Source organism: Lysinibacillus sphaericus (assembly GCF_005217585.1).
Classification (GTDB): Bacteria; Bacillota; Bacilli; order Bacillales_A; family Planococcaceae; genus Lysinibacillus; species Lysinibacillus sphaericus.
This window is the reverse complement of the sequence record NZ_SZPT01000002.1, coordinates 488,301-514,914: the sequence shown is the minus strand read 5'-3', so window position 1 is coordinate 514,914 and position 26,614 is coordinate 488,301. Positions and strand designations below refer to the sequence as shown.

The following is a 26,614-nucleotide window of genomic DNA, read 5'->3' as shown; positions in this document are numbered from 1 at the left end:
CAACTAGATAAAAAAAAGCATCGTTTTTCACTAGAATTCATAATTAATACAACGAACTTTCATATGAAAAAGTTTCATATAGCGCGTCTAAGATGTACATGAAACTATAAGTCTATTAAAATCGCTTTGTCCTATTGTTAGTTTAACCGTTTGAATATGTGGAAAGATATACTAGTGGGAAGAACACGGACATTTAATCTATCAAATTTATAAGGAGCTTAGTCAATGATTGCATTTGAGAATGTTACAAAAAAATACGATAATAACCAAATTGCAGTAAATGCCATTAATTTTGAGATACAGAAAGGGGAGTTTTTTGTCATTATAGGCCCTAGTGGTTGTGGCAAGACGACATTACTAAAAATGATTAACCGATTAATTCAATTGACTGAAGGAACAATACGAATTAACGGTAAAAGAATTAGTGATTATAATATTCATGAGCTACGATGGAATATTGGCTATGTGCTCCAACAAATTGCACTTTTCCCTCATATGACAATAGCTGAAAATATCGCCATTGTTCCTGAAATGAAAAAATGGGAAACGACAAAAATTCAACAACGAGTTCATGAATTATTAGAAATGGTAGGGCTAGAACCAGCTCAATATAGTGACAGGAAGCCAAATGAACTGTCGGGTGGGGAACAACAACGGGTTGGGGTTGTCCGCGCATTGGCAGCAGATCCCGAAATTATATTAATGGATGAGCCATTCAGTGCATTGGATCCAATTAGTCGAACAAAATTACAAAATGACCTGCTTGAGCTTCAACGTGCAATAAATAAAACGATTGTCTTTGTTTCACACGATATGCAAGAAGCGTTAAAACTAGGGGATCGCATCTGTGTGATGAAAGATGGAGAAATAGTACAAATCGGTACACCAAAGGAAATAATACAAAATCCCGTCAATGATTTTGTTCGAAAATTTATTGGGGTCAAGGAAGATGCATTGAATGTGTTTACCATTCAACAAGTGATTGAACCGTTTGTAGAGGCGAAACATCAAAGTTATGTGATACATAGTGTTGGTGATCAGGCTACTTTACAAGTCATTTTACAACAATTGGCGCACTATGAGTGTCTGGCAGTGAAAAGCGAAGAGGAAATTATTGGAGTTATTACAAGGCAATCAATGTTGCAGTTTTTAGCCAACCATTCCACGGAACGGGGTGAGGCAAATGACTGATTTTTTACATGTGTTGGATGAACGCAAAGGTCAACTCATTGCATCGTTAATAGAGCATATGCAAATATCATTTATTGCCTTATTTTTTGCAGTAGTCATTGCCATCCCACTGGGTATCTACTTAACGCATCAAAAGAAAATAGCGGAAAGTATAATTGGCATTAGTGCAGCCTTACAAACAATCCCTTCATTAGCGTTGTTAGGATTGTTAATTCCGTTACTCGGTATTGGGAAAACGCCTGCTATAATCGCTCTTGTGGTCTATGCCCTCCTGCCCATTTTACGCAATACATTTACAGGCATAAACGAAGTCGATCCGTCTTTAAAGGAAGCGGCAATGGCAATGGGGATGAATACAGCAAAAAGATTAGTGAAGGTGGAACTGCCACTTGCAATGCCCGTTATAATGGCAGGCATTCGCACAGCCATGGTATTAATAGTTGGAACGGCTACATTAGCTGCATTAATAGGCGCTGGAGGATTAGGCGATATTATTTTGCTTGGTATTGATCGTAATAATACTTCGCTCATCCTATTAGGTGCAGTTCCAGCGGCCATTTTAGCATTAGTGTTCGATTATCTTTTGAAAAAGCTAGAATCACTATCTTTTAAACGAACAGTTTCGGTATTACTTGCCATTAGTGTTGCGGCTATGATGATGGTTGCACTGCCATTCCTAAACTTTAATAACAAAGCAGATATCGTCATTGCAGGTAAACTTGGTTCAGAGCCAGAAATCCTGATTAATATGTATAAATTATTGATTGAAAATGATACAGATTTAGATGTTCAATTAAAACCTGGACTCGGCAAGACATCCTTTGTTTTTAATGCCCTAAAATCAGGAAGCATTGATATATATCCAGAATTTACAGGTACGGCAATCGCAGAGTTTTTAAAAGAACAAGCGGTAAGTAACGATCAAGTAGCAGTATATCGACAGGCAAAAGAAGGTATGTTGAAGAAATTTGATATGGTTATGCTCAGTCCAATGCAGTATAACAACACATATGCTTTGGCCGTTTCAAAACAACTAGCGGAAGCTTATCAATTACAGACGATTTCTGATATCAAGGCGATGCAAGAGTCGATTAAAGCGGGATTTACGTTGGAGTTCAATGATCGTGAGGATGGTTACGTAGGCATTCAGAAGCGCTATGGGATTGATATTGCCTCTGTTACAACAATGGAACCAAAGCTAAGGTATCAAGCCATCCAATCAGGTAATATCGATTTATTGGATGCTTATTCAACTGACAGCGAATTACGCCAATATGATTTGACTGTATTAGTGGATGATCAACAGTTATTTCCCCCGTATCAAGGCGCGCCATTGTTAAGAAAGGAAACACTTGAAAAATATCCTGAGCTTGAAAAGGTGTTAGGGAAACTGGCCAATCAAATCACGGATGATCAAATGCGTGAAATGAATTATCAAGTTAACGTGGAAGGGAAAAATAGTGAGGATGTAGCTAGGGCATTTTTGAAAAATGCAGGTTTATTATAATCATTTGTATGAATCGCGGGTAAAGTGGGTTAATTCGCGGGTAAATCACGATGAATCGCGGGTAAAGTGCGATATTTCGCTGGTACATCCCGCTTTTCCGCGGGTAAAGCGTACGGCTTCATAAGTATTTTATTTTTATGTAAGAAGTTGTTATTTTTTTAGAGCTCCCCTTACAAATCATGTCGTCATATTTTAAAAACGGACATATTATAACGAGATAGGTCAAATAATGATTTTGCTATCGTTCGAGTAAGGAGCCATTGCTAAAACGCAATAGGAAGGGGCTGGGAACGTTGGGTATTGAAAAAGGAAGAAAGCACTTTGTATGCGAAGCGCTATACGATATAAAAGCACTACAGGATATCATAACAGATTTTCATTCAAAATATTATGGTCAGCTTCTTGTAAAAATAATTGGTAGTGATACCATTCCCTTTTTTTTAATAACGCATAATGGAGCACATTTACGATTAATAGATACAGTTAAACAGTTTGAAACAGAGTTTTTTCGTATAGAAGCGATTGATATAGATCGTTGTCGAGGCACTATTTCGCTGTTACGAGCCTATGATTATGAAGGCAATGAAACAAATGTAATTGCTGATGTTGTGAGATTAGAAAGAACATCGACAGAAAAATCAATTGAGTTAGGCAGTATATCAGCTATTCAGTTATTAAATCCAGACTTATTAAAAAAGAAATTTATCATTGAGCCTAAATGGTAAAATAGATGATTTACCTATAAAACTACTAAAATAATTGCAGAACTAGAGCATCTGTCCATATGCAAGCTGCGTAATCTGAATTTAATAGAAAGAGTCTATAGAAAGGAAGATTAACGCATGACAATTATAGGAATGTTGCATCATCGTCTAGATCCTAAAACTGTTATCAAGTCATATGCATATGCAGCAGTTGCAAAAGCAGAAGGAGTAGAATTTTTTTACTTTACACCTAAAAAGGTAAACTTTGACAATCGTACGATCAATGGGCAGGTATTAGAAGATGGGCAATGGCATGAAAGAGTGATGCCCTTTCCAGATGTAATTTATAATGCTGGAAGTCCAGAAAAATTAGCGGTGTCAAAAAAAATAATAGAGCGATTGAAAAAGGAGATTCCGTTTACTACACATTCAATCGGTAATAAATGGAATGTTATGGAGCGACTTAAAGAGGCGAAAGAATTTGATAAATACATTATTCCAACAGAAATAGTAAAAAACACAGATGTCTTTCATAGCTATATAGCCCACCATAAAAAAATCGTATTTAAGCCGATTGACGGCAGGAAAGGAAAAGGAATCTATTTTATTATCAAAATAGGAGACCATTTTGAGGTACGGCAAAATAGCGAGAATCGTATGTACTCAAAGCAACAGTTAAATGCATTAATCCATGAACTTCTTGAAACGGGTACGTTTATTATGCAACCGTATATTCAATCGAAAATGAAATCGGGTCAAGTTTATGATTTTCGTCTACATGTTCAAAAAAATGGGGAAGGTAAATGGGTAGTGACAACAGTTTATCCACGTATTGCACCACATGGCTCAATTATTCCAAACATCAACAATGGAGGTTATACAAATTATTTGGATCCATTTTTAGAGCAAGAGTTTAAAGAAGAAGCCTTTAATATTCGTCGGATGTTGGAACATTTCTCATTATCTTTGGCACGCCATTTAGATGACATTCAGATGACGAAGTTTGGAGAGGTCATTGATGAGATTGGAATAGATGTCGGGCTCGATGCGCAACAAAAAATATGGATCTACGAGGTAAACTGGCGTCCTGGTTGTCCGCCGGCGTTTTACTTAGAATTAGATGTTGTTATCCATTCGATTCGTTATGCAAAGTACTTAGCAGAAACCCAACAACCGATAAAAAAACCAAAAGCAAAACCTGCAACTTCAAACACAAAAACAGTGGTACCAAAACCTACAGATTCAAAACCAAAGCAAGTCGAAGTAACAGCACAATCGAACCATGGAAAATTCGATAAACCAATAATTGCGATTACTGGTAGTGCAGGAAAAACCACATCTAAGGCATTTTTAGGGTCTATATTGTCTAAAAAATGGAATGTATTTGAGTCGAAGGATTACTGGAATACGACTGAACATACTAAAAAACATGCAGAAGAAATCAACGATTCTCACCAAGCCGTTGTGCTCGAATATGGAATGGCTTATCCAGGTATTATTACAAACCACTGTAGCATTATCCAACCGAATATAAGTATCGTTACAAATATTGGACTTGCGCATGTTGGGAATTTTGATGGAGATGTTCGAAAAGTAGCGAAAGCTAAGTCAGAATTAATTCAAGGTATGGATCAGCAAGGGTTACTTATTTTAAATAAAGATGACGACAATTCAAACTATTTATTGACCGATCAATTTAAAGGGAAAATCCTGACTACTGGTATTCACACAGAAGCGGACTATCGAGCATACGACATACAATATAAAGAAAATGGCATGGCATTTAAGATGGAACTGCAAGGTCAGGAAATCCAACTATTTATTCCGATTTTAGGAGAACATCACGTTTATAATGCTCTGAATGCGGTTGCGGTTGCAGATTATTTAGGGTTTACGCCACAGGAAATAAAAGCAGGTTTGCATTTTAAAAAGCCGCCAAGAAGGTTGACAGTGTATAACTGCCGCGATCATATAACGGTCATCGATGATACTGTTCACTCCCATCCTCAAGGCGTAAGGGCAGCCCTAAATGTGCTAACAAATGTTAGCAACAAACGGCGTGTGGCAATAATTGGGCAGATGCGTGAGCTAGGTGATTTAAGAGAAGAAGAATATCGCAAATTAGGCGAATTTATTGTTGAACAAGGCATTGATCTTTTAATTACCTATGGCTTTAGGACAGAAGAAATAGGAGCAGCGGCCATAGCAAAAGGCATGGATTCAAACAAGATTTATCATTTTACGAATAAAGATCAATTGCATGCGCTGTTAGAGAAAATAATCGAACCTCATGACACGATTCTTGTCAAAGGTGCTAGTAAAACGAATATGTTTGAAACCGTTAAATTTTTAGACCAAACATTTAAAGCATAACGAGGAAAACCCGAGTAGTTGCCTATTGGATAGGGCAATTACTCGGGTTGATTGTTGTGAACGTAAACAAAGTAAAACGATGTATCCAGCGCGCTATTGCCTAAATTGCTCATAGTAAAGCGGATGAAGCAAAAGCCACATCCGCAACTACAGCATATTTACTAAGAAGATAGATTAAGTTGGAACGATAAGCAGCAATCGCCCCCAAATTAGAGCGCTTTTAATAGAAATTTGATTTCTTTGGCGGCGGTTATAGCATTGGTTTTCGCTTGAGCTAAAGTTTTACCCTCGGCAATGACATAGGCATAGCGATGACCCATCGACAACGGTGGGGTTAACAATGTTCCTTTTCGCGGTTTTACATATACATCGACAACACCAGGTGCTTTTGTTGCCCTTGTTTTACCAATTACTCTTTCTAACACACCTTTGCTCTCTACTATGACATATTTTGTAAAGATGAATTTTTTATGCCTAGGTTGGACATTTGGTTGTTCCCCTAAAAATAATTTCAGTGTTTCTTCTACTAAACTAAATCCGAAAGCCGCATGTAGCATATTATTCATAGCGCCACCTGAAATTCGAGGGTTAATCTCAATGAGCTTCCATCCTTGTTCTGTTAAACGAAGCTCTAGATGCAATGTTCCATTTTCAATATCAAATACTTTGACAATAGAATGGAGCACTTCTTCAATCCCTTTTTGAATATCAGAAGGTACTTCCGCGAGTATACCATAGCCTGTAATAATAAATCGTTTACCTTGTGTAATCTCCTGTTCAATAATACCGATTGTGTGAACTTGTCGCTTATAGACCATTGCTTCAACTAAGTATTGGGGTCCATCAATATATTCCTCAATCATGATGGTTTCACCAGGGTTTTTATTTTGGAGAAATGTAAGATGTGAATCGAGTTGGTTTTTATCTGTCGCCAGTAGTACGTCTTTTGAACCCGTTGATTTAGGAGATTTAACAATCAATGGAAATACCATGTTATTTGAAAATGATTCATGCGGTTTTTTTAGGAAAAATTTTGGGGAGTATGGCTGATCCTTTAATAGATTTCTTGTTTTCTCTTTATCTTCCATCATTTCAATTGCTGCTGATGAAGTATAGTTTTGGCAAAATTCATCACATAAAATAGAGGCAATATGAACAAATGGATCTACAAAACTAACAATGGACTTTATCTCTAAACCGGTATCAAGCAAATCATGAATTTCCTCTATCATATCTTCTATATTGGAAGTATCGATAAAAATCATTTTATGAATGTCTGGATAGGCTTTTCTCTGTTGTAATTGTTTTTCATTGCTTGTGAACAGTATTGTCAAGTAGCCCAATTTTTCTGCTGCTTTTATCGCTTCACGACTAGACCCAGATTTGTTTGTACCGATAAATATAATTGCCTTCAGTGAAATCACTCCTTCAATTGGCACTTGGATTATTAATATACACCTTATATATATGCTGTGAAATAGTTTTCTTCTAGTTATGTATCATGTTTACATCCAAGCAACTTTTAAAGTGCTTCATATAATAGAGAAGAAAGGAGTGTGAAATGATATGAAGCCTCTATCGGTGAAGAATTTAACAGCGATTACTGCAGGTAAATTATTGCAAGGGTCGGATGAGGTGCTGATCCAGTATGGCGCATATCGGCTAAAACAAGTAAAAAAACCGTACACAGCTCTATTTACAGACAAACGCATAGTAAACTGGAAAAGTCTTGAATCGCTTGCTCCTCTAGTGCTTGTTACAGAGTGGGTGTATAGTCAGCATGAAATTCCTCAACACGTAATAATTATTCAAGTAGAAAATACAGATGAGGCCTACTGGAAGTTTGTACATTATTATCGTAGTCAATTTGAAATCCCTGTTATTGCAATTACCGGAACATCAGGCAAAACTACAACAAAAGAGATGATAAAACATATTCTTTCTGCTGAAAAAGAAGTAACCGCTACGACTTTAAGTAGTAATTCTAGAACCGCTTCATTGCAGTATTTACTTAGTATTGAAGAGGAAACAGAAGTAGCAGTTTTTGAAACAGCTGTTGGATCACCAGGAGATGTAAGAAAAGCAGGGAAGTATTTTAAACCGACAATCGGTATTATTACCAATATCGGCGCGCACCATTTAAACTACTGTAAAACTTTGGAAGGTTATATACAGGCGAAAGGTGAAATGGTTGAAATAGTGAATCCAGAAGGTGCATTAATTCTCAATGCAGAAGATGTCAATATACGAAAAATTGATTTATCGAAATTTAAAGGACGTATTATTTACATCGGCCAGCAAGCATCATGCCATTATAGAGCAAGTCATATTCGCTATGTAGAAAATGGTATGCAGTTTACATTGCATCATAAAAAGAAAAAATATGAAGTTTTCGTTCCTGGATTTGGAGAACATCAAGTCTATAATGCATTGGGAGCGATTGCGGCCATTCATGAATTACGTGTACCGATTTCCGTAGCGATTAAACAATTATCGACATTCAAGAAAGTGAATAAGCAACTACAACTTTTTGAAGGAATCAATGGTTCTATATTGATCGACGATACTTGGAGCTTAACAACAACGTCCTTAGAAGCTGCTTTAAAGGTCTTAAATTCATTAGGAGAAGGCAAGAAAAAAATTGCCATTATCGGAACGATTACGGATTTAGGGTCCTGGGGGTATATTATCCATGAGCAAGCAGGAGAATTAATCCATAAAATTGGTGTAGATGTTCTTATTACTATTGGAGAGCACGCCCGAATTATGGCTGATCGTGCAGTAAAATTAGGCTTTAGTAAGCCCGTTTATATATTTAATAATAATATTCTCGTTTATAAGTTATTACATGAAATAGTAGATGACAATACGATTATTCTAATAAAAGGAGATATGTATAGTAAGCAAATTTCCCAACTGGCCGCTGATTTAAAAGTTAAAAAAACGTTGCCAAAAGAAAATGATTCTAGGCAATAATGCACTTGTCATGAAAGCTGGTTAAAGACTGTGTCGCATAAAGTCATATCATAATATTGTATAGTAATCTTCTAGAAAGGAGCGCTTTAAATAAAGGATAAAGCATGTCATCAAATAATAGTTGTTACTAGAAATAGGGTAGAATGGTTCTTCATTACCCACACTTCTAGTGATTATATTTCATACTATACTGAGAGGGGGGAGGAGTTCACGTGCAAAATATTCGCGTGACTGTGGTTAGAAAGTTACTACAAGGGGATTTAGTAAGTGGTTCTGAGCAATGGTTTATCAAACATGCCATCTATTATAATCGCCATGATTTGACGCAAAAGAATACACTCATGTTTATCAATAGAAGTGAGACCATTAATTGGGAAGAAATCGATAAAAAGGGACCATCCCTCGTTATTTCAGATAAACCTTTAGAAGAACTAAAAAAAGCACTACCGAATACAACAGTTATTAGAGTAAAAAGTACGTTGCAGGCATACTGGAAGTTTATTGAGTATTATAGAGGGCTATTTGACATACCAGTAGTCGCATTAACGGGTACATGTGGAAAAACAACTACAAAAGAAATGATTAAACATATTGCGAGCAAAGACTGGAATGTGCAGGCATCTATTAGTAGCAAAAATGAACCTCGCCAATCTTTACCTTATTTAATAGGCATCGATGAAACGACAAAAGCAGCGGTTTTTGAATTAGGGCTAGGGAATACGGGGAATATTAAGCATCAATGTATGATTTATCGACCGACGATTGGTATTATTACAAACATCGGTGTCCATCATTTAGATGGCTGTAAAAATCTTGAAGGCTATATAAAAGCTAAATCTGAAATTTTAGAAGGAATAGCTGAAGATGGCACGTTAATCATCAATGCAGATGATGAAAACACAAAAAAAATTCCTCTGCATACGTTTAAAGGGAAAATTATTACGATTGGGGTTCAGGGAAAAGCCGATTATAAAGCTTCGAACATGCAATTTATAAACAACGGTATGAAATTTACCCTGCAAGTAGCTAAGGAAAAATATACAGTATTTGTACCTGGCTATGGAGAACACCAAGTATATAATGCATTAGCGGCCATCGTTGCTGCAAAAGAAATGGGCATGTCCATTCAGAATGCAATCTCACGTTTAAAAACATTTAAACCGATGGCAAGGCATCTAGAAATGTCAACCGGTCTTAAAGGAAGTACTATCGTAGATGATACATGGACGAATAATCCTACATCGGTTGAAGCAGCCTTGAAAGTTTTAGATACGATAGGAAAAGATAAAAAAATAATCCTTATATTAGGTGATATAAAGCGATTGGGTCTTTTCGAAGAGAAGTATCATCGTGAGATTGGCTCCATGGTGGCTGAGCGAAATATTCAAATGCTGATTACTATTGGAAAAAGAGCCGAACATATAGCAGAACAAGCAAAAAAAGATGGTACTACTGCGGAAGTTCATGTTTTTAAAGATGTTGTAGGAGTTTTAGAATTACTCAAACCAAAACTTGACCAAGATACGATTGTGCTTATAAAAGGCCCAATGTCGAGTAGATCCATGATTGAATTTGCCAATCATCTAAAGAAAATCTAACAGCATAGCAGGGCAATCTTTATGGCAGCAATGACAAGCAATACTTTAACGATGTAAAATTCCATCCAACCATTTAAAGCGAAAACATAGCATACAAACGTGTCAATGACACTGCTTTGTATGCTATGTTTATGTTTATATATTGCTAGCAGTCATTCAAATGTTTATTGCTAGATTGTTTGTCTTTTAAAATACTCGTTTTGCTGTTAAATAATGTTCCTTATAATAATCAACAAATAGTACTCTTGTCGTAACACCGCTTGAAGTTGGGATGATGAGACGTTGATCGCCAGCGTAGATAGCTACAAGCGATGGGTTTTTCGAACCTTTCACACCATTAAAGAATACTAAGTCACCCTTTTTCAAATTGGCACGTGACACCGTAGTTCCTTTCGCCATAAGTTCTTTTAAGTTTGTAGTACCAAGTTTTACGCCACTTTTACGGTAGACATATTCAACGAAACCAGGTGCTGTAAAACGTAAACTTTGTTCATTAATTGTGGAACTAATTGTTGCTTTATTTTTATAAGTAATCGCATTTTCTACGATTTTATCGCCCTTTGTTGCGGGGTTGGCAGATAATAATGTTGGTAATACTCTGCGAGCAGATACATAATTGTCTTTATAATATGGCTTACTATTCATATCTGAAATGACAATATTTTGCTTGGAATCAGCCATATGAATAATTTTGTTATTACCAATGTACATACCTACATGATCAGGATCCGTGCCTGTTTTTTTACTTTTAAAGAATACTAAGTCACCTTTTTGCAACTGGTTTCTTGCAACATATGTCCCTTGTTGTATCATGTAATTTTCATTATACGTACCAAGATCTACACCATTCTTTTCAAAAATATACATAAGGAATGAAGCACAAGAAAATTTGTAAGGATATGTAGACTTGTACACGCTATTACTGTATGTAGCCTTACCAATTAAGCTTTTCCCTGTTTGAATCAGTTGATCGGCCTTTGCTGCAACGGCCTGGTCATTATTTTGCGCATTTGTCGTCGCTGCCTCCACTTTTACTGGTTCAAATGTCCCTTGAACGATTCCGAATGAGCTAAACCCAATCGACAATGCTAATGTAGTTGTTAAAAAATGTTTTTTCATGCTGTTTTTTACCTCCTGTAAGCGAGCAGTAAATTTTTCTGTTTGCTTGCCATTGCAATAATCGTAGCATGAAAAACACAAGGTTCTGCTAGGTAAATGTTTCCACAGTGCACGTTAACCTACTTGAAAACCTTGATAGTAAAGGCTTTATCGCTTGAATTTACAGTTTCATTACAAATGTTTCAGTTTGTGATGATAAAAGGGGAATTGTGTTATAAACAATCGGATCTTTTTCTATATTAAATAACATTACAATAGAATTTAAAAGGAAGTCAGAATACTTAAAAAATGATAAGCAATGTGGCAATAGAGCGTACTGCCATACGAATTTTATAAATCAAATTAAGAATATTTTATGATAGAAAAATAACTTTTTTGCTCGAATAATGCTTATATAAGCACGCTTTACAATCTTATTTCTTATCATCTTTTGTTATGAAATACATAGTTCGAGTCATGGGAGTTAAAGGGATAATATGTTATATTTAGGGAGAAAACAAGCAAGACTTTCATCCTCAAAAGCTAGCGAAAAATGTTGTTTCGTAGAAGTAATTGATATAATTTCACTAACGAAAGGGGAAAATGGTATGTTACAGAAACTGAGGTTCAAAACCATTCGAGCAAAAATTTTGAGTGCATTTTTCATTGTTGTATTTTTTATTGCTTGTTTTAACACGTATAGCTACTTTGCCAATAAGCGTGTCATTTCTGCTGGCGAAGAAATTGTTTATAAAGAATTACAGTTGTTAACAGCAAATGAAAAGTTAGCATCCACAATCAGTGTTCGAACAACTGCTGCAAAAAGCTATGTTCTGACTGGTGATCAGAAATATAAAAAAGAATTTGAAGCATACGTAAAAATTGCTGAAGAAAATAATAAACTATTAACGGAATTATCAACTGATACAAATCTATCGAAAACTGTAGAAAAAGCAAGGGAATGGCGAGGTTTTGTGCAAACGAAAGTGTTTGATGAATATGATAAAGGAAATGTAGAATTGGCTATACAAAACTTAAATTCTATTGACTCGCTTGCTACAGAGGTTAGAAAAGGTTATGAGGGGCTTGCGCAGGCAAGAGAAGCTTCTATTAATGAGCTAGGACAGGCAATGATTGCCCAATCGAAAGAGTCACTGAATGTAGGGTTAGCAATAGGCGTGATGATAACTTTAATCGCAATTGTAACCGCTTACATATCTGCGCATATGATTGCTAATCCGATAAAAGCGGTAATTGAAAAAATATCGCAAATGGCAGATGGCGATATAAGTCAGCCTCCATTGCCAGAAAGAATGAAAGATGAAATTGGCTTGCTGGTACAATCGACAAACACGCTCAATCAAAAACTTCATGAAATTATTGGATCAATCCATGTTGTTGCGGGGAATGTAGCTGCAAATAGTGAGCAGCTTGCACAATCTTCGCTAGATGTAAAAACAGGTGCAGAACAAATAGCATTGACGATGCTTGAGTTAGCGGGTGGTTCGGAATCCCAAGCACATAATGCAAGTGACTTAGCGCAAATAATTGATACATTTAAAGTAAATGTCCAACAAGCAAATGCACAAGGCATTGATTTACAAGGCTATTCAAGTGAAGTATTACAACTTACGACAAGCGGTCAACAATTAATGAACACATCGACACAGCAAATGTTTGCCATTGATACGATCGTGCAAGAGGCTGTTGCAAAAGTAGCAGGGTTAAATAGACAATCGCAAGAAATTTCTATGTTAGTATCAGTTATTGACGATATTGCCAATCAAACAAACCTATTAGCGTTAAATGCTGCAATTGAGGCGGCACGGGCTGGAGAACAGGAAAAAGGCTTCGCAGTTGTAGCTGCTGAAGTGCGCAAACTTGCGGAACAGGTTTCTTATTCGGTCACAGATATATCATCCATTGTGGGGCGCATTCAAAACGAAACGGTTGGTGTAACAGCTTCCCTTCAAACGGGATATGAAGAAGTAAAAAGAGGAACAGAGCAAATTACGAATACCAATACAACCTTTGAACAAATAGCCTCTGCGGTTAATAGTATGTTTAGTAATATTCAAGGAATAACAGAAAATTTACAAGGTATTTCAACAACAACAGAGCACATCAATCGTTCTATTGATGAAATTGCTGCTATATCCGAACAGTCCGCAGCAGGTGTAGAGCAAACGACTGCAACAATCGACGAGACAGTCGTAACGATGGATGAAATTTCAAAAAATACAGATGATCTCGCTTCGATGGCTGAACGTTTAAACAAAGAAGTACAGCATTTTAAATTATAAACAATAAAAGCAGCCACTTTGCAATATTGGCTGCTTTTGTCATTTAGATGGGTTGCATCATCTCTACTCGATTACCGAAAGGGTCTCGAAATTCAAAGCGTTCAACATGTGGAATTGGCACGCAATCAAGTATTTCGATTTGGTGTTCGGATAAGACGTTCTTCCAATGCGCTACGTTGTCAACTTGATAGGCAATATGCGCTTTTGTTGTATATCGATCAAACCCGTCCTCTGTCCCAACATGTACTTCTTGATTTCCTACTTGTAACCAAAAGCCCCCACGTCCTTGAAGGGAGGTGGGTTTCTCTATTTCTTTTAGCCCCAGTACATGGCAATAAAACGCTTTCCCCTGTTCCTCACAATCTTTTGGAATGGTAAGCTGTACGTGATGTAAACCGACAATCATCATAATCCTCCTTTAATTCCTTTATATTTACGTATAACTATATACTTCGCTTCACTACTTGGAATACCTTCTAAAGTATGATAATAAGTCTATCTTTTATTAGAATAATATTTCCTTAATAACAAGTATCGTTTATTTTGACAGCAAATAAGTACTTAATCAATAAATTGATTTTAGAAAAGTTATACTTTTCAGAAAAATATATGTTATAGTAACAACATAATTAAATATTGTGTAAGAGTTGGTGCCAAATGAAAGTTTGGCTTAAAAGGGAAGTCGGTGCAAATCCGACGCTGTCCCGCAACTGTAAATCGGAGCAATTCACAAATGCCACTGGGAGACTGGGAAGGCTGTGAGGCGTGTTGATGAGAAGCCAGGAGACCTACCAATATCTAGTACACACCAAATAACCTACGTGGAAATAGGTGGTGAGATGTGACCCAATTGGCACTGTGCGACAACGAATCTTTATACGATAATCAACCTTTATCGTATCGTTTCATCATAGCTAAATTGTATTGACAATGACTACCATTTTCCTGAAAAGGAAGATGGTTTTTTTATTTTAATTAAAGGGGAGAAGGATATGACGTATTCAACGACAGCAATTGGTTACCCATATATAGGGGGAGAACGTGAATGGAAAAAAGTATTAGAAGCCTTTTGGAGAAATGAGCTGACAGAAATTGATTTTTTACAAAAAATGAAGGAAATTCGTCTTGCTCGTATTGATAAGCAGCTCCGTATTGGCTTAGATATTGTGACTGTTGGGGATTTCACACTATATGACAGAATGCTCGATACAGCAGTAATGTTTGGCTTAGTTCCCAAGCGCTTTGGTTGGCAAGGAGGCAAAGTGGAATTACAAACATATTACGGAATCGCGCGTGGTAATCAGGATGCAGTCGCCAGCGAAATGACAAAGTGGTTTAATACCAACTATCATTACATCGTACCAGAATTTGAAGGGCAAGCTCTGGAGTTAACAGAAAATAAAATTCTTGCGGATTTCCTTGAAGCGAAAGAAGCATTTGGTATTACAGCCAAACCAACACTGATTGGGCCCTATACCTTTTGTAAGCTAACAAAAGGCTACGATAAAGTATCGCAAGTTGCATTTATTTTAGCACTATTACCACTTTATACGCAGGTTATCAAAGAACTCGTTACAGCCGGTGCTAATTGGATTCAATTGGAGGAGCCTGCCTTAGTTACCTCATTAGATGAGACAGAGGTTAAACTAGTGCAAGAAATCTATATACAATTAGCAGCAACTGTCCCTGAGGCGAACATCATGCTACAAACTTATTTTGAATCATTATCAGCTTATAAAATGCTTATCGAACTACCAGTAAAAGGAATTGGTTTAGATTTTGTGCATGGCTATACGCATAATATGGAGGCGCTACGTCAATTTGGTTTTCCACAGGATAAAGTATTGGCAGCCGGCGTTATTAATGGACGAGATATTTGGCGCGCTAATTTAGCAGAGGTTAGTACAACAGTTAGAGCAATTGAACAACTGACCAGTGCCGAGGAGCTATGGATTCAATCATCATGCAGCTTACAGCATGTGCCAATCTCCACAGCACTAGAAACAAAATTAGAGCCAGTCTTAAAAAATGCACTTGCATTTGCAGATGAGAAATTAGTGGAACTAACAGAGGTAGCAAAGTATTTAAACGAAAAAAATCATGCAACAAATTACACTATTTCCGAAAGTATGAAGGCGATCGAAGCGTTAAAAAAACATCCTGTTCGAAATAATCAGGCTGTTCACAGGGTAGTACAAACAGTGTCAACACAGGATTTTGAACGGCAAAGTGATTTTAAAACGCGTCAACGAATTCAGCAACAGGCACTTCAATTACCGTTATTCCCAACGACTACAATAGGTAGCTTTCCTCAATCGGATGAGGTAAAACGGACACGTAGTGCATGGCGGAAGAAACAGTTGTCCGATGAAGCTTATGCAACATTTGTTGCACAAGAAACGAAACGTTGGATTGAAATACAAGAAAATTTAGAGATCGACGTACTTGTGCATGGTGAATTCGAACGTACGGATATGGTGGAATACTTTGGTGAAAAACTCACAGGGTTTGCTTTTACAGAAAAAGCTTGGGTCGTATCGTATGGCTCCCGCTGTGTGAAGCCACCGATTATTTACGGAGATGTTGCTTGGGCGACACCTATGACAGTGAAAGAAACAGCCTATGCTCAAAGTTTAACAAATCGCTACGTGAAAGGAATGTTAACGGGGCCAGTAACAATCCTAAACTGGTCCTTTGTACGGGATGATATTCCACGGAAAGATGTGACCTATCAAATAGCACTTGCTTTAAGGAAAGAGGTAGAGGCACTCGAAGCGGCCGGTATTGCTATTATTCAAGTCGATGAACCTGCTTTGCGTGAGGGCTTGCCATTACGCACGGAAAATTGGGGCGCTTATTTGGACTGGACCGTGAATGCATTTAAGCTAGCAACGGCGAACGTAAAGGATGAAACTCAAATTCATACACATATGTGTTATTGTGAGTTCAATGATTTTATAGAACCAATTAGTGCACTCGATGCTGATGTACTATCTATTGAGACGTCTCGTAGCCATGGAGAGCTGATTGCATCGCTACACATCCGTCCATATGAAAAAGGGATTGGATTAGGTGTTTACGATATTCATAGCCCTCGTGTACCGAATGAACAAGAAATGTTAACAATCATGCAAGATAGCCTACAAGTATTATCGACTAATCAATTTTGGGTCAATCCAGACTGCGGGTTGAAAACGAGAAAAGAGCCAGAAACTATTGCGGCACTTGCCAATATGGTGGCAGCTACCAAAACATTGCGTCAACAAATCCAACAATCAACGTACTAATTGAGACAGCCCCCTAAGCGTAAAAGTGCTTAGGGGGTTTTTTAAGACTATGCAAAATTGTTATATGTTTTATAAATGCTAATATTAAATTTATTTTATTAAAATCAATAAATTAATGTGAACATAAAAAAATATTATAAAAGCTAGTATTTCAGAATTAAGAAAATTATAATATCTTGAAATTTATTAAATTTAAATTAAAATTTTTGATAATTATTTTTGAAAATAATACTAAAAGCAAGTAAAAAAATATTATTTTATTTTTTCTGAATTTTTAGTATTATGATAAAAACAAAATACTTATTTGCTATAAGATTTTTAAAATCATTTATTTTCTTATTTAGGGGGCTTATATGAAAGACAATCAAATGGTGCTTAAAAATGCTAATTTTATTCTTCTATTAACAAGCCTAGTGTTTAATGCATTTGGTGGATTATTACTAAATGTAGCTGTAATATCAGTTGTTTATACAGTTACTAGCTCTATTGCAAGTGCTTCTTTTATATTAGTTCTAAATACCATTGCTTCGATTGTTGGAGGCTTTATTGCAAGCAACTTTCTAGATAGAGTCAGCCATAAGAAAATTATGTTATTTTCAGATTTGTTTAGTTGTATTTTAGTTTTTTTCTTAGCATTAATAGTTTCTTATATTGGAATAAATATTATTGTTGTATATATCACGACTTTTTTAACAACGATTATAAGTAGCTTCTTTATACCAGCAAGATCAGCTATAGTACCAAACATCGTACAGAAAGAACAGCTTATTCGGGCAAACAGCTTTTTAGTAAGTGTGATTCAAATTACTACAACAGCGGGTTGGATTGTCGCAATACCAATTGTTTTAACGTTTGGTTCCATTCTTAGTATTTATCTAATAAGTTTTACATTCTTAATTTCAACAGTTTTAATTATGTTTTTATCAGTTGAAAAGCAAGAAGACAACGTTATTCCTGTTGGCTATTCATTTATCTACAATTTTAAAACAGGTTTAAATACTTTATGGAAAAATAAAGTTTTAAAATCGATAACTATGATGGATATAGGAGAAGCATTTGCAAATATTGTTTGGGCTTCAACGTTCCTTTTATCCTTTACTGTAGAAATTCTAGATTCAAGTGAAAAATGGTGGGGCTATCAGGGTGCCACGTTTCTTATTGGATCAATAGTGGGAGGTTTAATTACTGCCAAGTATGCAGATCGAATTCGTCTTTTTGGTGGAAAAGTGATTATTTACTCTTCCTTAGGTGTTGCATTAATTACTTTTGCATACGGATTAAACACTATTCCTATTATCGCATTAGTAATTTCCTTTTTTACGGGTTTACCATATCAAATAAGAAATATAGTACAGGAGTCTTTACTTCAAGAATATGCTGAAAACAAAATTTTAGGACGAGTATTTGCTGTTAGAAATATACTAATTCAATTTTTTTATGCTTTTGCTTTATTTTTTGGTAGTTTCCTTGCGGATAAAATAGGAATCGTGAATGTGTATATTCTAGCGGGGATGATCTACACATTAGTGACGGTTTATGCGTTTTCATCCGCTGTTATTAGAAACTTCAATATAAAAAGCAGTCATACCAGTGCCTAATGTATTGTTAGTACTAGTTTTATAATACGATTATTTTATATATCAAAAGCTGACTCTCTTTTTGTTATGTGTAACAAATAACTAGAAAGGTGGTTTTTATTTTGGTCAAAATTAAAGATTTGATTGATGAGGTTATAATAATCGGTAATTTTAAGTAATGAATTATTTTAAGTAAATTATTCTGTTTTTATGGATATATGCAGGGCTAGCAGTACCCGAATAAGGTTTACTTCAGTAAAATAAGGTATAGTATATGTGTTGAGTAGATTTTTTAAAGGACGAGTAAAGTAGGTGAACAAGCGTGGGGAAATATCAATTGGATACTAAAGGTAAGGTAGCTGTGGCAAAGTATCATGAAAAAAACAAACCTGCCAAATTTGATAAAAAGCAGCAACTTGAAAAAATACGTGCGGAGTATTTGAAAAAGAAGCAAGAACAAACAGATAAATAAGATGAATGACATAGGAAGACTAGAGCTCCCTATGTTTTTTTATTTCCTTCTTTAACATTAAAAATAAGAAAAGTACACCAACCTCTACGATTATCGGGATATACATACTATTTAAATGGAAGAATAGCATACTTACCAAAATGGCTATACAAATAAAGATAGAGCTATATTGATAGTTTTTTGATTGGTAAAAAAATGCATAGGGTAACAAATGGGCACCGTAAATTATTGCATATGCAGGTAAGACTAACATCGGTGCTTTAATTAATAGAAGAATACAAATGATTAAGTATAAAATTTGATTGTTTGTCGCAATCAGCAGACCATTAATCAATGGATTTTCTTTATAAAATAAATCGACATTTACTATTTTGGCACAAACAATGGAAACGGGAAACAGTAAAGCACCACAAGATAAAATGCCAATATTTTTAATCATTAAATCTATAGGAAGTAATGCGATTGTTGTAATCACTCCCCAAATAAAGAGGGAAGCCATGATAAACGGGAGCCCCTTCTTTTGTTTTTGCGCAATATCATTTAATAGGACGTGTAAGCTAGTATTAATGTTCATTTTCTGTCTCCTTCATGTTCTAGCGATTGATTCAAGCTAGCTGCTAGTCTTTTATTTTCATATTTTGAGAAAAAGTAAATTCCGAAGCTATGACCGATCAACGTGATGGCGAAAATCAGCAACAAATAAGGTTGAATAAATGCTAACATTTGCCCTGAAAAAAGGTAGACCATGCCTACGCCACAGAAAAAATTTAAAAACGTACTAATGATAATTTTGAACGTACCTTTTAATGTGGAGTAGTTCCATAAGTAAGGGTAGGCGATACCAAAAACGATACCAAGTAGTACACTAATACCAATTAAATTCCAAATATAATAAAAGTTGACCAGTTCTTTATGTAAATTAAAAAGTGTTATTAAAAACACAATCCAAATCAATCCCAAAAATGAAGTGGACATAAAGCTGTTTTTTAAGTCTTTGATCATATTAATTTCTCCTTAATAGATTTTGCATAATGTCTACTGACAATATACTTATTTTGTTGTTTTGTTATAACTTCCAGTCTTGCGTGGCTTCCTGATGCAAACGACTGGATTTGATTCAAATTTAAAATCATGGAATTGTTAATGCGTACTAATCTAAAAGATTCTAAGTAAGCTAGTTCTTTTAAAATCTTATTCAGTAATAGTTCAGTACCATCTATTAAAAAGATTTTAGTAAAATGACCAGCTGCTTCAATGGCTTCGATAGTATGGAGGTCAATCAGTACCTGCCGATTTGTTTTAAAATCTGTTGCACTTAATGGTATAGATTGTAAAAAATGCTGTTCCAATGTAGAAAGTAATGTTTGATTTGATGGATTACTAATAATGTCAATTTCAGATGACGGTTGTTTGTTTTTCCAAATAAAGTTGAATTTCATGTTGTACTCCTTTCAGTTTTAATCGTAGCAACACCGGTTTGTTCTTACCATGAATTTTCGATTTGTTGCAAAAAAAATTGACTTTGTTGCAACTCGATTTAGTAAGCTATACAACGATATATGAATATTGCATTAATATGTATTAAATGGAAAATTTGCCACTATACTAGATATTAGTAATCTATTTGAATAGTGTCAATGTACACAATTCTTTAACAGACTAAATGGAACAAGTGGTATGTTTTTTAGCAAATTCATTATAAAAATTAATTAAAGAGGACTAGTTCTTTTACCTTCCACAGCTGATTGTGGAGGGCTTTTATTATATAAAAAGGAAATGGTTTGATGAAAATAGACAGATGTTATGACTTGAAACATGAAATGCATAAGGTTGTATGAGCAGCACAGGTCAAACTGTATTGGCCTATTTCAATTGCTGTAGATATTAAAGTAAGCACGTTAAAAGCCATATACTTGTAGGGGCTCATCTTTTTAATAGAAGCTATTCCTTATTGAAACGTCCAGCGCTTTTTTATAATTGGTTAAATATAAAATAGACCTACTTTGGAGAATTGGCTATTTTTATTACAAATGGAAACAGTTGTCCAAATATACTTTATTTGAGGTATTATAAAAGAGTTCGAATTAAATTGAACGAGAGAGAGGAGTATGTAATATGAAAATAAAAAGCTTAGTTATAACAATTTTCGCACCTTTACTTTTAATTATTGCAGGGTGTAGTTCGCAGCCAGAAGAAGCATCTATGGGCGAAGTTGAAAAGGAAATTTATACGCAAGAACAGGTAGAGTCTATGTTCAGTGAAGATAGTCTGGAGGCAGCGAAAGAACGAATAGAGGAACGGGGCGGCGCAGATTATATAGTACCACCTGAGCATACTGCTATCGGAGAAAATCAAGCAACGGTAGTAGAACTTAAAGAGTCGGACATTTTAGACGGAGAAGATTCTAGTTTTGAAAAGTATGACAACGTAGGAGAAATACGGCTTGATACGTTAGAGCTGGACTCTACTTTTGAGGATCAAGATAAATATACAAATGTGTTGCTGAAAGAACTAGGCATGCAGGATAGTTATTATGCAACACATTTTCCTCTATTGTGGACAGCCGGTATTCTTTCAGATGGACTCGAAGAGCATAGTGATGGGACCAAATCTTTTTATCTAAGTAAATACTCTGTGCTTGTAAATTGTCACTATAAGGGCGCTAATGCTGACGTGAACGAAAAACTTCTCAGCAATTTGAAGCACGCATACAAAAACAATATGCCTATAATTGTCTATGGCGAATATGAGCAGTATCTATCCGAAGAAGGATACGCTGACTATCGTCTGATTATTCACCGAATAGGCTTTAAAGAGGTCATTTAATTCAAAAAGAAAAACTAAGGGTTTGAACAATCCGCTAAAACTTTTCCAATGAAGAACACTCGTGAAGGAGGGCCTTATGAGATTTGGCTTTAGGTAGTACCAACTTTACAATCAGATTTGATACATGATAAGTATCATGTTCACGAAATAATATACACATGTCAACGTACATAATTCTTTATGGTATAATAATAAAAACGGAATAATAAGATAGAGGTACAAATCGAAATTCGATTTGTTTAAAAGGGAAGATCGGTGAAAAGCCGACGCTGTCCCGCAACTGTAGATGGGAGCACATTTCAAAAAACCACTGTTACGTTTGTGTAATGGGAAGGTGAAACGTGTGATGAACATAAGCCAGGAGACCTGCCTTTATCTAGTACAACCAAAAAACCTACGAGGATAGGGGGTGTTGAGTGTGACTAGAGAATTTCTTCTGCATGCTCATAGTACGACGATTGTCAAAAGGGTAGCTTCTATGCATAATAGAATGCTTTTTCTGTCATGGCCATCGACGTATTATGTCGTGTATTTGTCATAGTAGGCATCTTTCTAAAGAAGGAAAGATGTTTTTTTATGCTAAAAATGAAGGAGTGTATCACATGAATCCACATGTTATCGAGTATTATGAAAATCTTTTTAAATATGAAATTATGCAAAAGCAGTTTGATGGAGCTAGAAAAACGTTAAATGAGCTTGTCGAACAATTTTTTGGGCAAGATGAAGCGCATCATTCAGACATTTATACAGCTTATTGCAATGTTAGAAAAGAAATAATCGGCTAAAAATAGCGTAGGCTACTTTCGACAACCCATTAAAGGGATGCGAGAGTAGTCTTTTTATTTTATTAATTTTTTTCTAGGACTTCATTCTTATTTCACTTTTATTTTATATAATAAATTTGCTTTTAATATAAAATCGATTGGAGAACTAGAGATGAAAAATGCAACTTATTCAAGTTTTTGGCGAATGCATTTTTATGCGGCATTATTTATTACACCACTTCTAATCACACTGACATTAAGTGGCATTGGGTACTTGTTTTATACAGATGTAGAAGATCATTTATATGAGGACTACTTCTTTGGCAATAGTAACAAAACCGAAGTATTGACAATCGACGAAGGGGTTCAACAAGCGGAAGCGGCATTTGCGGGTTATACAACAACCAAAATTATTGAGTTAGATGAGCCTTACAATACACGATTAACACTGTCAAATAGTGAAGGCGATCAACGCTATGTGTTTTTAGATGATAATAATCAAATTGTTGGTCATCAAGACCCTACATACACATTTTCTAATGTGTTAAGAAGCTTACATAGCTCCTTGTTTGTTGGTGGAACGGTAGTCAATTATTTAGTAGAATTAGCGGCATGTTGGGCAATCTTTTTATTGCTATCAGGTCTATACATGACCTTTAAAGGAAAAGTATTAAAGAAAGTAAAACAAGCAAATAAACGACAAAAAAATAGAAAATGGCACGCCCTACTTGGAACGATTATTACAATTCCAATGGTTATTATCATTTTTACTGGATTACCTTGGTCTGCATTTATGGGGAACTTTATATATACAGCAGCACAAGATAATCCGTCCTTCGGTATTCCGTTATTACAACAACAACCGCCGACATCTGATATGAGTGAAATTCCGTGGGCAACACGTCAGGAAGAAGCACCATCTTCGTCTAAACATGCACACCATGGAATGGGTGCTGCAAGTACAAGCAGAAACGAAAATCAGTTAGATGTGGCAAGTTTACAACAACAAATTGAGGCTAATGGCATTACAAAGCCATATTCCATTATTTATCCGACAAGTAATGACGGTGTTTTTACCGTGGCTAAATCAAGTAATACAGGGGTAACAGGACTCGATGTGAGCCCTTATGACGAAGCGACAATGTACTTTGACCAATATAGTGGTGACTTTATTTCTAAGGTAAACTATGATGACTATGGCATTTTGGCAAAATGGTTCACATGGGGAATTCCGTTACATGAAGGTCACTTATTTGGTTGGCCAAATAAGCTAATTAACTTACTCGTTTGTGTAGCCTTTTTAGGTGTTATTTTCTGGGGATTCCGTACATGGTTATTGCGCAAGAAAAAAGGCCTACTATCAGCACCCCCTCAATTATCACAGAAAATCTCGATTCCTTTTATCGTGATAATCGTTCTATTAGGTGTTATGATGCCGCTATTTGGCCTATCTTTAATACTTGTCGCATTCGTTGAATTCGCGATGAAAGCAATGAATAAAAATAAACCGACAAATGACATGAACTAAAAACCTTTTAAACTAGTATGCTAAAAATTTCTCCTAGCATACTAGTTTTTTTGACTTGAAATCTTTGCAATGAGTATCAACCCCCTACGTATAACAATCTTACGGAGTGGGCAAGAATGGTAACGGAGGTAGACCAACTAATTGCGATGTTGAAGGATTCGTGTGCAAAAAATTCGAAAGGGGTTAGCCAATTGACTATGAAAAAAAGCATTATGATACCCATTCTTTTAACAGGGTTGCTAACGTTAACAGGATGTAATTTTCTCAATAAACAGGAGACATCCAAGCAAGGGCAAGCACAACAAGAAACAAAAAACGAGATAGCAAAAGAAGCAGTGCAAATCACAGAAATAAAGCCAATAAACATCATGACTTTACAAGTCACTTTTTCTGAACCATTGTCCGAAGAAGGTGTGAAAGTAGAAAATTTAGATACAATAAAAAAAGCCTTTTCATTCAATCATGATTTAAGTATTGTCAATGTGCCACGCTTGAAAATTGGTGCTACAAGTACGTATATTGTGCCAGTCACTATGCAGAATGCAGGAACAAACTACACACTAAGATACAAAGATGGCGAAACAAAGGCCTTTGATGGCATCGATGAAAAAATAACGCTCAGCCAAACGAAACAAGTGACAAATGATACTTTTGAAATTGAATCATTTAAAGATGAAGGTGTAACTGATTATTCGAATATTATTGAAGCCTATAAAGAGGCGAGAGGTGACTTGTCGTTCCAATTGAATGATGACAATAAGGACGAAAAAGGTAAGCAGTATCAGGTCATTTCCTCTTTACGGGATCGTGTCGTAACAGTGACTGCAGAAAATGGTGAAAAGTTACAAGCTGATTATGTGTTGTTTACACAAGCTGCAGATGGCAGACAAGCACCAAAATTCCGCTTGCCAGAAGGAAAAGCGTTAAAGGCGGGGACAAACTATACCGTGTCAGCTGACTGGGCAACTATAAAAAATCCAACCTTCAAAGCAACTGACATAGCGCCTTTAACGATTAAGTCGGTTGAACCAATTGATGCTACGTCATTCCAAGTGACACTCAATCAGGACCTTGGTATGGAGTTATTTGCAGGTCGCAGTGTCGAATTGCAGGCTGAAGATGGCTCGACTTTACAAGCACAATATCGCTATTCATCTCGTAAAGGGGCTGTCGGGATATTTGATGTAAAGGACCAAACATTAAAGGCTGGTGGCACATATAAAGTGCTACCCATTAACAATTGGGCAACTGCGGATAATGTCACGTTAACAGCAAAGTAATAAGGCAAGTAGTCAGTAGTGAATGCTTTCACTACTGGCTTTTTTTCAAGCTTAAAGAGTTGTATTGACCTTTTTCTTTAGCGTAATATAGTGCTACATACATTTAACAAGGGGTTAGAAAATGAAAGCATTAGTTTTTGAAACATTTGGTGGACCAGAAGTATTACAATATCAAGAAGTAGCTGATCCTATTCTGACAGATAACGAAGTTTTAGTACGAACAAAGGCCGTTGGGTTAAATTTTGCTGATATTTATCGAAGGAAAGGCAATTATCATTTAGCAGGTCAGCCACCATTTATTTTAGGCTATGAAGGGGCTGGTGTCGTTGAAAAAGTCGGTGCAAATATACACAATATCCAAGTAGGCGACCGCATTGCATTTGCGGACGTACCCTTTGCGAATGCTGAATTAGTGGCAGTGCCACATGATAAAGTGATGTTATTACCAGCTGAAATATCTTTTGAAACGGCAGCTTCCATATTATTACAAGGGTTAACGGCACAATATTTAGTGACAGATAGCTATGCGATTCAACCAGGTGATACGGTTTTAATTCACGCAGCGGCAGGTGGTGTTGGTCAAAACTTAATCCAAATGGCTAAGTTAAAAGGGGCTAACGTCATTGGTCTCACATCTTCAACAGAAAAAGCACAAGTAGCATACGCCATCGGAGCGGACCATGTCTTTTTATATAAAGAGCAATGGGTGCAACATGTGAAGGATACTACTGATGGTCAAGGGGTTCATGTTGTGTACGAATCGGTAGGCTCTACACTGCAAGATAGTTTAGAGGCAACAAAAATCGGTGGAACAGTGGTGTTTTTTGGCATGTCAGGGGGAGATCCTGTGGCGGTGGATCCTCGTCTGTTAATGGATACTTCGAAAACGTTAACGGGGGGAGACCTTTGGAATGTACTGACTTCCTTTGAGGAAAGAAAAATACGTTCACAACAACTGTTCGACTGGATTATAGATGGTAAGATAAAAATTTCTGAGCCGACTATTTTTTCCCTTGAAGACGGTGCTCAGGCACATACTTTACTGGAAAGTCGCAAAAGTATCGGTAAGATATTATTACAACCCTAAATAATGCAGATGGAGGATTGCTTGTCTCCTTTACTTTGATATT

General features: G+C 36.1%; 21 protein-coding genes and 2 riboswitches. Of the genes, 15 read left to right on the top strand and 6 right to left on the bottom strand.

The features are described from left to right. Window positions 1–225 precede the first annotated feature (225 nt). From FC748_RS08130 to FC748_RS08115, 4 genes are all read left to right on the top strand, one after another. Window positions 226–1,191, top strand: a complete 966-nt coding sequence (locus FC748_RS08130; RefSeq protein WP_024363587.1) for an ABC transporter ATP-binding protein — start codon at window positions 226–228, stop codon at window positions 1,189–1,191. After that, a complete protein-coding gene (opuFB, locus tag FC748_RS08125) occupies window positions 1,184–2,698 on the top strand; it encodes an osmoprotectant update ABC transporter permease/substrate-binding subunit OpuFB (RefSeq protein WP_108030580.1) in 1,515 nt (504 codons plus the stop codon). The genes FC748_RS08130 and opuFB overlap by 8 nt, the downstream gene beginning before the upstream one ends. A gap of 293 nt (window positions 2,699–2,991) precedes the next feature. Further along, window positions 2,992–3,423 (top strand): hypothetical protein, encoded by a 432-nt coding sequence (locus tag FC748_RS08120; protein ID WP_024363589.1) that lies wholly within the window; start codon window positions 2,992–2,994, stop codon window positions 3,421–3,423. A gap of 117 nt (window positions 3,424–3,540) precedes the next feature. Further along, window positions 3,541–5,775: a YheC/YheD family protein gene (locus FC748_RS08115; protein WP_108030581.1), complete on the top strand. Its 2,235-nt coding sequence runs from the start codon at window positions 3,541–3,543 to the stop codon at window positions 5,773–5,775. 209 nt (window positions 5,776–5,984) lie between these two features. Here FC748_RS08115 and FC748_RS08110 read toward each other — a convergent pair whose 3' ends face one another. Beyond that, on the bottom strand, window positions 5,985–7,190 hold the full coding sequence (locus FC748_RS08110; protein ID WP_024363591.1) for an ATP-grasp domain-containing protein: 1,206 nt from the start codon (window positions 7,188–7,190) through the stop codon (window positions 5,985–5,987). Window positions 7,191–7,341: 151 nt separating this feature from the next. Between FC748_RS08110 and FC748_RS08105 the strand changes: the two genes are divergently transcribed. After that, window positions 7,342–8,751 carry a Mur ligase family protein gene (locus FC748_RS08105; protein WP_108030582.1) on the top strand — a complete coding sequence of 470 codons (1,410 nt, stop codon included), beginning with the start codon at window positions 7,342–7,344 and terminating at the stop codon, window positions 8,749–8,751. A gap of 212 nt (window positions 8,752–8,963) precedes the next feature. Continuing rightward, window positions 8,964–10,349 (top strand): UDP-N-acetylmuramoyl-tripeptide--D-alanyl-D-alanine ligase, encoded by a 1,386-nt coding sequence (locus FC748_RS08100; protein WP_108030583.1) that lies wholly within the window; start codon window positions 8,964–8,966, stop codon window positions 10,347–10,349. A 186-nt stretch (window positions 10,350–10,535) separates the two neighbouring features. Here the strand turns inward: FC748_RS08100 and FC748_RS08095 are convergent, their stop codons facing one another. Next, on the bottom strand, window positions 10,536–11,468 hold the full coding sequence (locus FC748_RS08095) for a C40 family peptidase (protein WP_108030584.1): 933 nt from the start codon (window positions 11,466–11,468) through the stop codon (window positions 10,536–10,538). 587 nt (window positions 11,469–12,055) lie between these two features. Here FC748_RS08095 and FC748_RS08090 point away from each other — a divergent pair. Further along, a complete protein-coding gene (locus FC748_RS08090; protein ID WP_108030601.1) occupies window positions 12,056–13,750 on the top strand; it encodes a methyl-accepting chemotaxis protein in 1,695 nt (564 codons plus the stop codon). 43 nt (window positions 13,751–13,793) lie between these two features. Here FC748_RS08090 and FC748_RS08085 read toward each other — a convergent pair whose 3' ends face one another. Beyond that, on the bottom strand, window positions 13,794–14,156 hold the full coding sequence (locus FC748_RS08085; protein ID WP_025219309.1) for a VOC family protein: 363 nt from the start codon (window positions 14,154–14,156) through the stop codon (window positions 13,794–13,796). A gap of 225 nt (window positions 14,157–14,381) precedes the next feature. Continuing rightward, a riboswitch (cobalamin riboswitch) is annotated at window positions 14,382–14,560 on the top strand. 182 nt (window positions 14,561–14,742) lie between these two features. On the opposite strand from FC748_RS08085, the gene metE reads away from it, so the two are divergent. The 3 genes from metE (at window position 14,743) to FC748_RS22045 (ending at window position 19,086) form a co-directional block, all read left to right on the top strand. Further along, window positions 14,743–17,037, top strand: a complete 2,295-nt coding sequence (gene metE, locus FC748_RS08080) for a 5-methyltetrahydropteroyltriglutamate--homocysteine S-methyltransferase (RefSeq protein WP_108030585.1) — start codon at window positions 14,743–14,745, stop codon at window positions 17,035–17,037. Between the two features lie 353 nt (window positions 17,038–17,390). Then, window positions 17,391–18,635 (top strand): MFS transporter, encoded by a 1,245-nt coding sequence (locus tag FC748_RS08075; protein WP_108030965.1) that lies wholly within the window; start codon window positions 17,391–17,393, stop codon window positions 18,633–18,635. Window positions 18,636–18,936: 301 nt separating this feature from the next. Beyond that, window positions 18,937–19,086, top strand: a complete 150-nt coding sequence (locus tag FC748_RS22045; protein ID WP_103976839.1) for a hypothetical protein — start codon at window positions 18,937–18,939, stop codon at window positions 19,084–19,086. Between the two features lie 19 nt (window positions 19,087–19,105). Here FC748_RS22045 and FC748_RS08070 read toward each other — a convergent pair whose 3' ends face one another. Genes FC748_RS08070 through FC748_RS08060 form a run of 3 tightly spaced genes read right to left on the bottom strand, consistent with a single transcriptional unit; the run spans window position 19,106 to window position 20,525 of the window. Continuing rightward, window positions 19,106–19,660 (bottom strand): DUF7010 family protein, encoded by a 555-nt coding sequence (locus FC748_RS08070; RefSeq protein ID WP_024363599.1) that lies wholly within the window; start codon window positions 19,658–19,660, stop codon window positions 19,106–19,108. Further along, a complete protein-coding gene (locus FC748_RS08065; RefSeq protein WP_108030964.1) occupies window positions 19,657–20,088 on the bottom strand; it encodes a hypothetical protein in 432 nt (143 codons plus the stop codon). Before FC748_RS08065 ends, FC748_RS08070 begins: the two co-directional genes overlap by 4 nt. After that, window positions 20,085–20,525 carry a LytTR family DNA-binding domain-containing protein gene (locus tag FC748_RS08060; protein WP_108030963.1) on the bottom strand — a complete coding sequence of 147 codons (441 nt, stop codon included), beginning with the start codon at window positions 20,523–20,525 and terminating at the stop codon, window positions 20,085–20,087. The genes FC748_RS08065 and FC748_RS08060 overlap by 4 nt, the downstream gene beginning before the upstream one ends. A 676-nt stretch (window positions 20,526–21,201) precedes the next feature. On the opposite strand from FC748_RS08060, the gene FC748_RS08055 reads away from it, so the two are divergent. The 5 genes from FC748_RS08055 to FC748_RS08035 all read left to right on the top strand — a co-directional run bounded on the left by FC748_RS08055 (window position 21,202) and on the right by FC748_RS08035 (window position 26,571). Next, entirely contained in the window at window positions 21,202–21,912 is a 711-nt protein-coding gene (locus tag FC748_RS08055) for a hypothetical protein (RefSeq protein ID WP_108030962.1), read from the top strand. Window positions 21,913–22,109: 197 nt separating this feature from the next. Beyond that, window positions 22,110–22,300, top strand: a riboswitch (cobalamin riboswitch). 214 nt (window positions 22,301–22,514) lie between these two features. After that, a complete protein-coding gene (locus tag FC748_RS08050) occupies window positions 22,515–22,697 on the top strand; it encodes a hypothetical protein (protein ID WP_024363603.1) in 183 nt (60 codons plus the stop codon). Window positions 22,698–22,848: 151 nt separating this feature from the next. Continuing rightward, window positions 22,849–24,204, top strand: a complete 1,356-nt coding sequence (locus tag FC748_RS08045; RefSeq protein ID WP_024363604.1) for a PepSY-associated TM helix domain-containing protein — start codon at window positions 22,849–22,851, stop codon at window positions 24,202–24,204. A gap of 116 nt (window positions 24,205–24,320) precedes the next feature. Continuing rightward, on the top strand, window positions 24,321–25,484 hold the full coding sequence (locus tag FC748_RS08040) for a hypothetical protein (protein ID WP_238600218.1): 1,164 nt from the start codon (window positions 24,321–24,323) through the stop codon (window positions 25,482–25,484). A gap of 121 nt (window positions 25,485–25,605) precedes the next feature. Continuing rightward, window positions 25,606–26,571, top strand: a complete 966-nt coding sequence (locus FC748_RS08035; protein WP_108030961.1) for a quinone oxidoreductase family protein — start codon at window positions 25,606–25,608, stop codon at window positions 26,569–26,571. Window positions 26,572–26,614 lie beyond the last annotated feature (43 nt).

Coding starts and splice junctions, on each gene's coding strand:
- FC748_RS08130 (WP_024363587.1), top strand. CDS start 226: ATGATTGCATTTGAGAATGTTACAAAAAAATACGATAATAACCAAATT.
- opuFB (WP_108030580.1), top strand. CDS start 1,184: ATGACTGATTTTTTACATGTGTTGGATGAACGCAAAGGTCAACTCATT.
- FC748_RS08115 (WP_108030581.1), top strand. CDS start 3,541: ATGACAATTATAGGAATGTTGCATCATCGTCTAGATCCTAAAACTGTT.
- FC748_RS08105 (WP_108030582.1), top strand. CDS start 7,342: ATGAAGCCTCTATCGGTGAAGAATTTAACAGCGATTACTGCAGGTAAA.
- FC748_RS08095 (WP_108030584.1), bottom strand. CDS start 11,468: ATGAAAAAACATTTTTTAACAACTACATTAGCATTGTCGATTGGGTTT.
- FC748_RS08090 (WP_108030601.1), top strand. CDS start 12,056: ATGTTACAGAAACTGAGGTTCAAAACCATTCGAGCAAAAATTTTGAGT.
- FC748_RS08085 (WP_025219309.1), bottom strand. CDS start 14,156: ATGATTGTCGGTTTACATCACGTACAGCTTACCATTCCAAAAGATTGT.
- metE (WP_108030585.1), top strand. CDS start 14,743: ATGACGTATTCAACGACAGCAATTGGTTACCCATATATAGGGGGAGAA.
- FC748_RS08075 (WP_108030965.1), top strand. CDS start 17,391: ATGAAAGACAATCAAATGGTGCTTAAAAATGCTAATTTTATTCTTCTA.
- FC748_RS08070 (WP_024363599.1), bottom strand. CDS start 19,660: ATGAACATTAATACTAGCTTACACGTCCTATTAAATGATATTGCGCAA.
- FC748_RS08065 (WP_108030964.1), bottom strand. CDS start 20,088: ATGATCAAAGACTTAAAAAACAGCTTTATGTCCACTTCATTTTTGGGA.
- FC748_RS08060 (WP_108030963.1), bottom strand. CDS start 20,525: ATGAAATTCAACTTTATTTGGAAAAACAAACAACCGTCATCTGAAATT.
- FC748_RS08055 (WP_108030962.1), top strand. CDS start 21,202: ATGAAAATAAAAAGCTTAGTTATAACAATTTTCGCACCTTTACTTTTA.
- FC748_RS08050 (WP_024363603.1), top strand. CDS start 22,515: ATGAATCCACATGTTATCGAGTATTATGAAAATCTTTTTAAATATGAA.
- FC748_RS08045 (WP_024363604.1), top strand. CDS start 22,849: ATGAAAAATGCAACTTATTCAAGTTTTTGGCGAATGCATTTTTATGCG.
- FC748_RS08040 (WP_238600218.1), top strand. CDS start 24,321: ATGGTAACGGAGGTAGACCAACTAATTGCGATGTTGAAGGATTCGTGT.
- FC748_RS08035 (WP_108030961.1), top strand. CDS start 25,606: ATGAAAGCATTAGTTTTTGAAACATTTGGTGGACCAGAAGTATTACAA.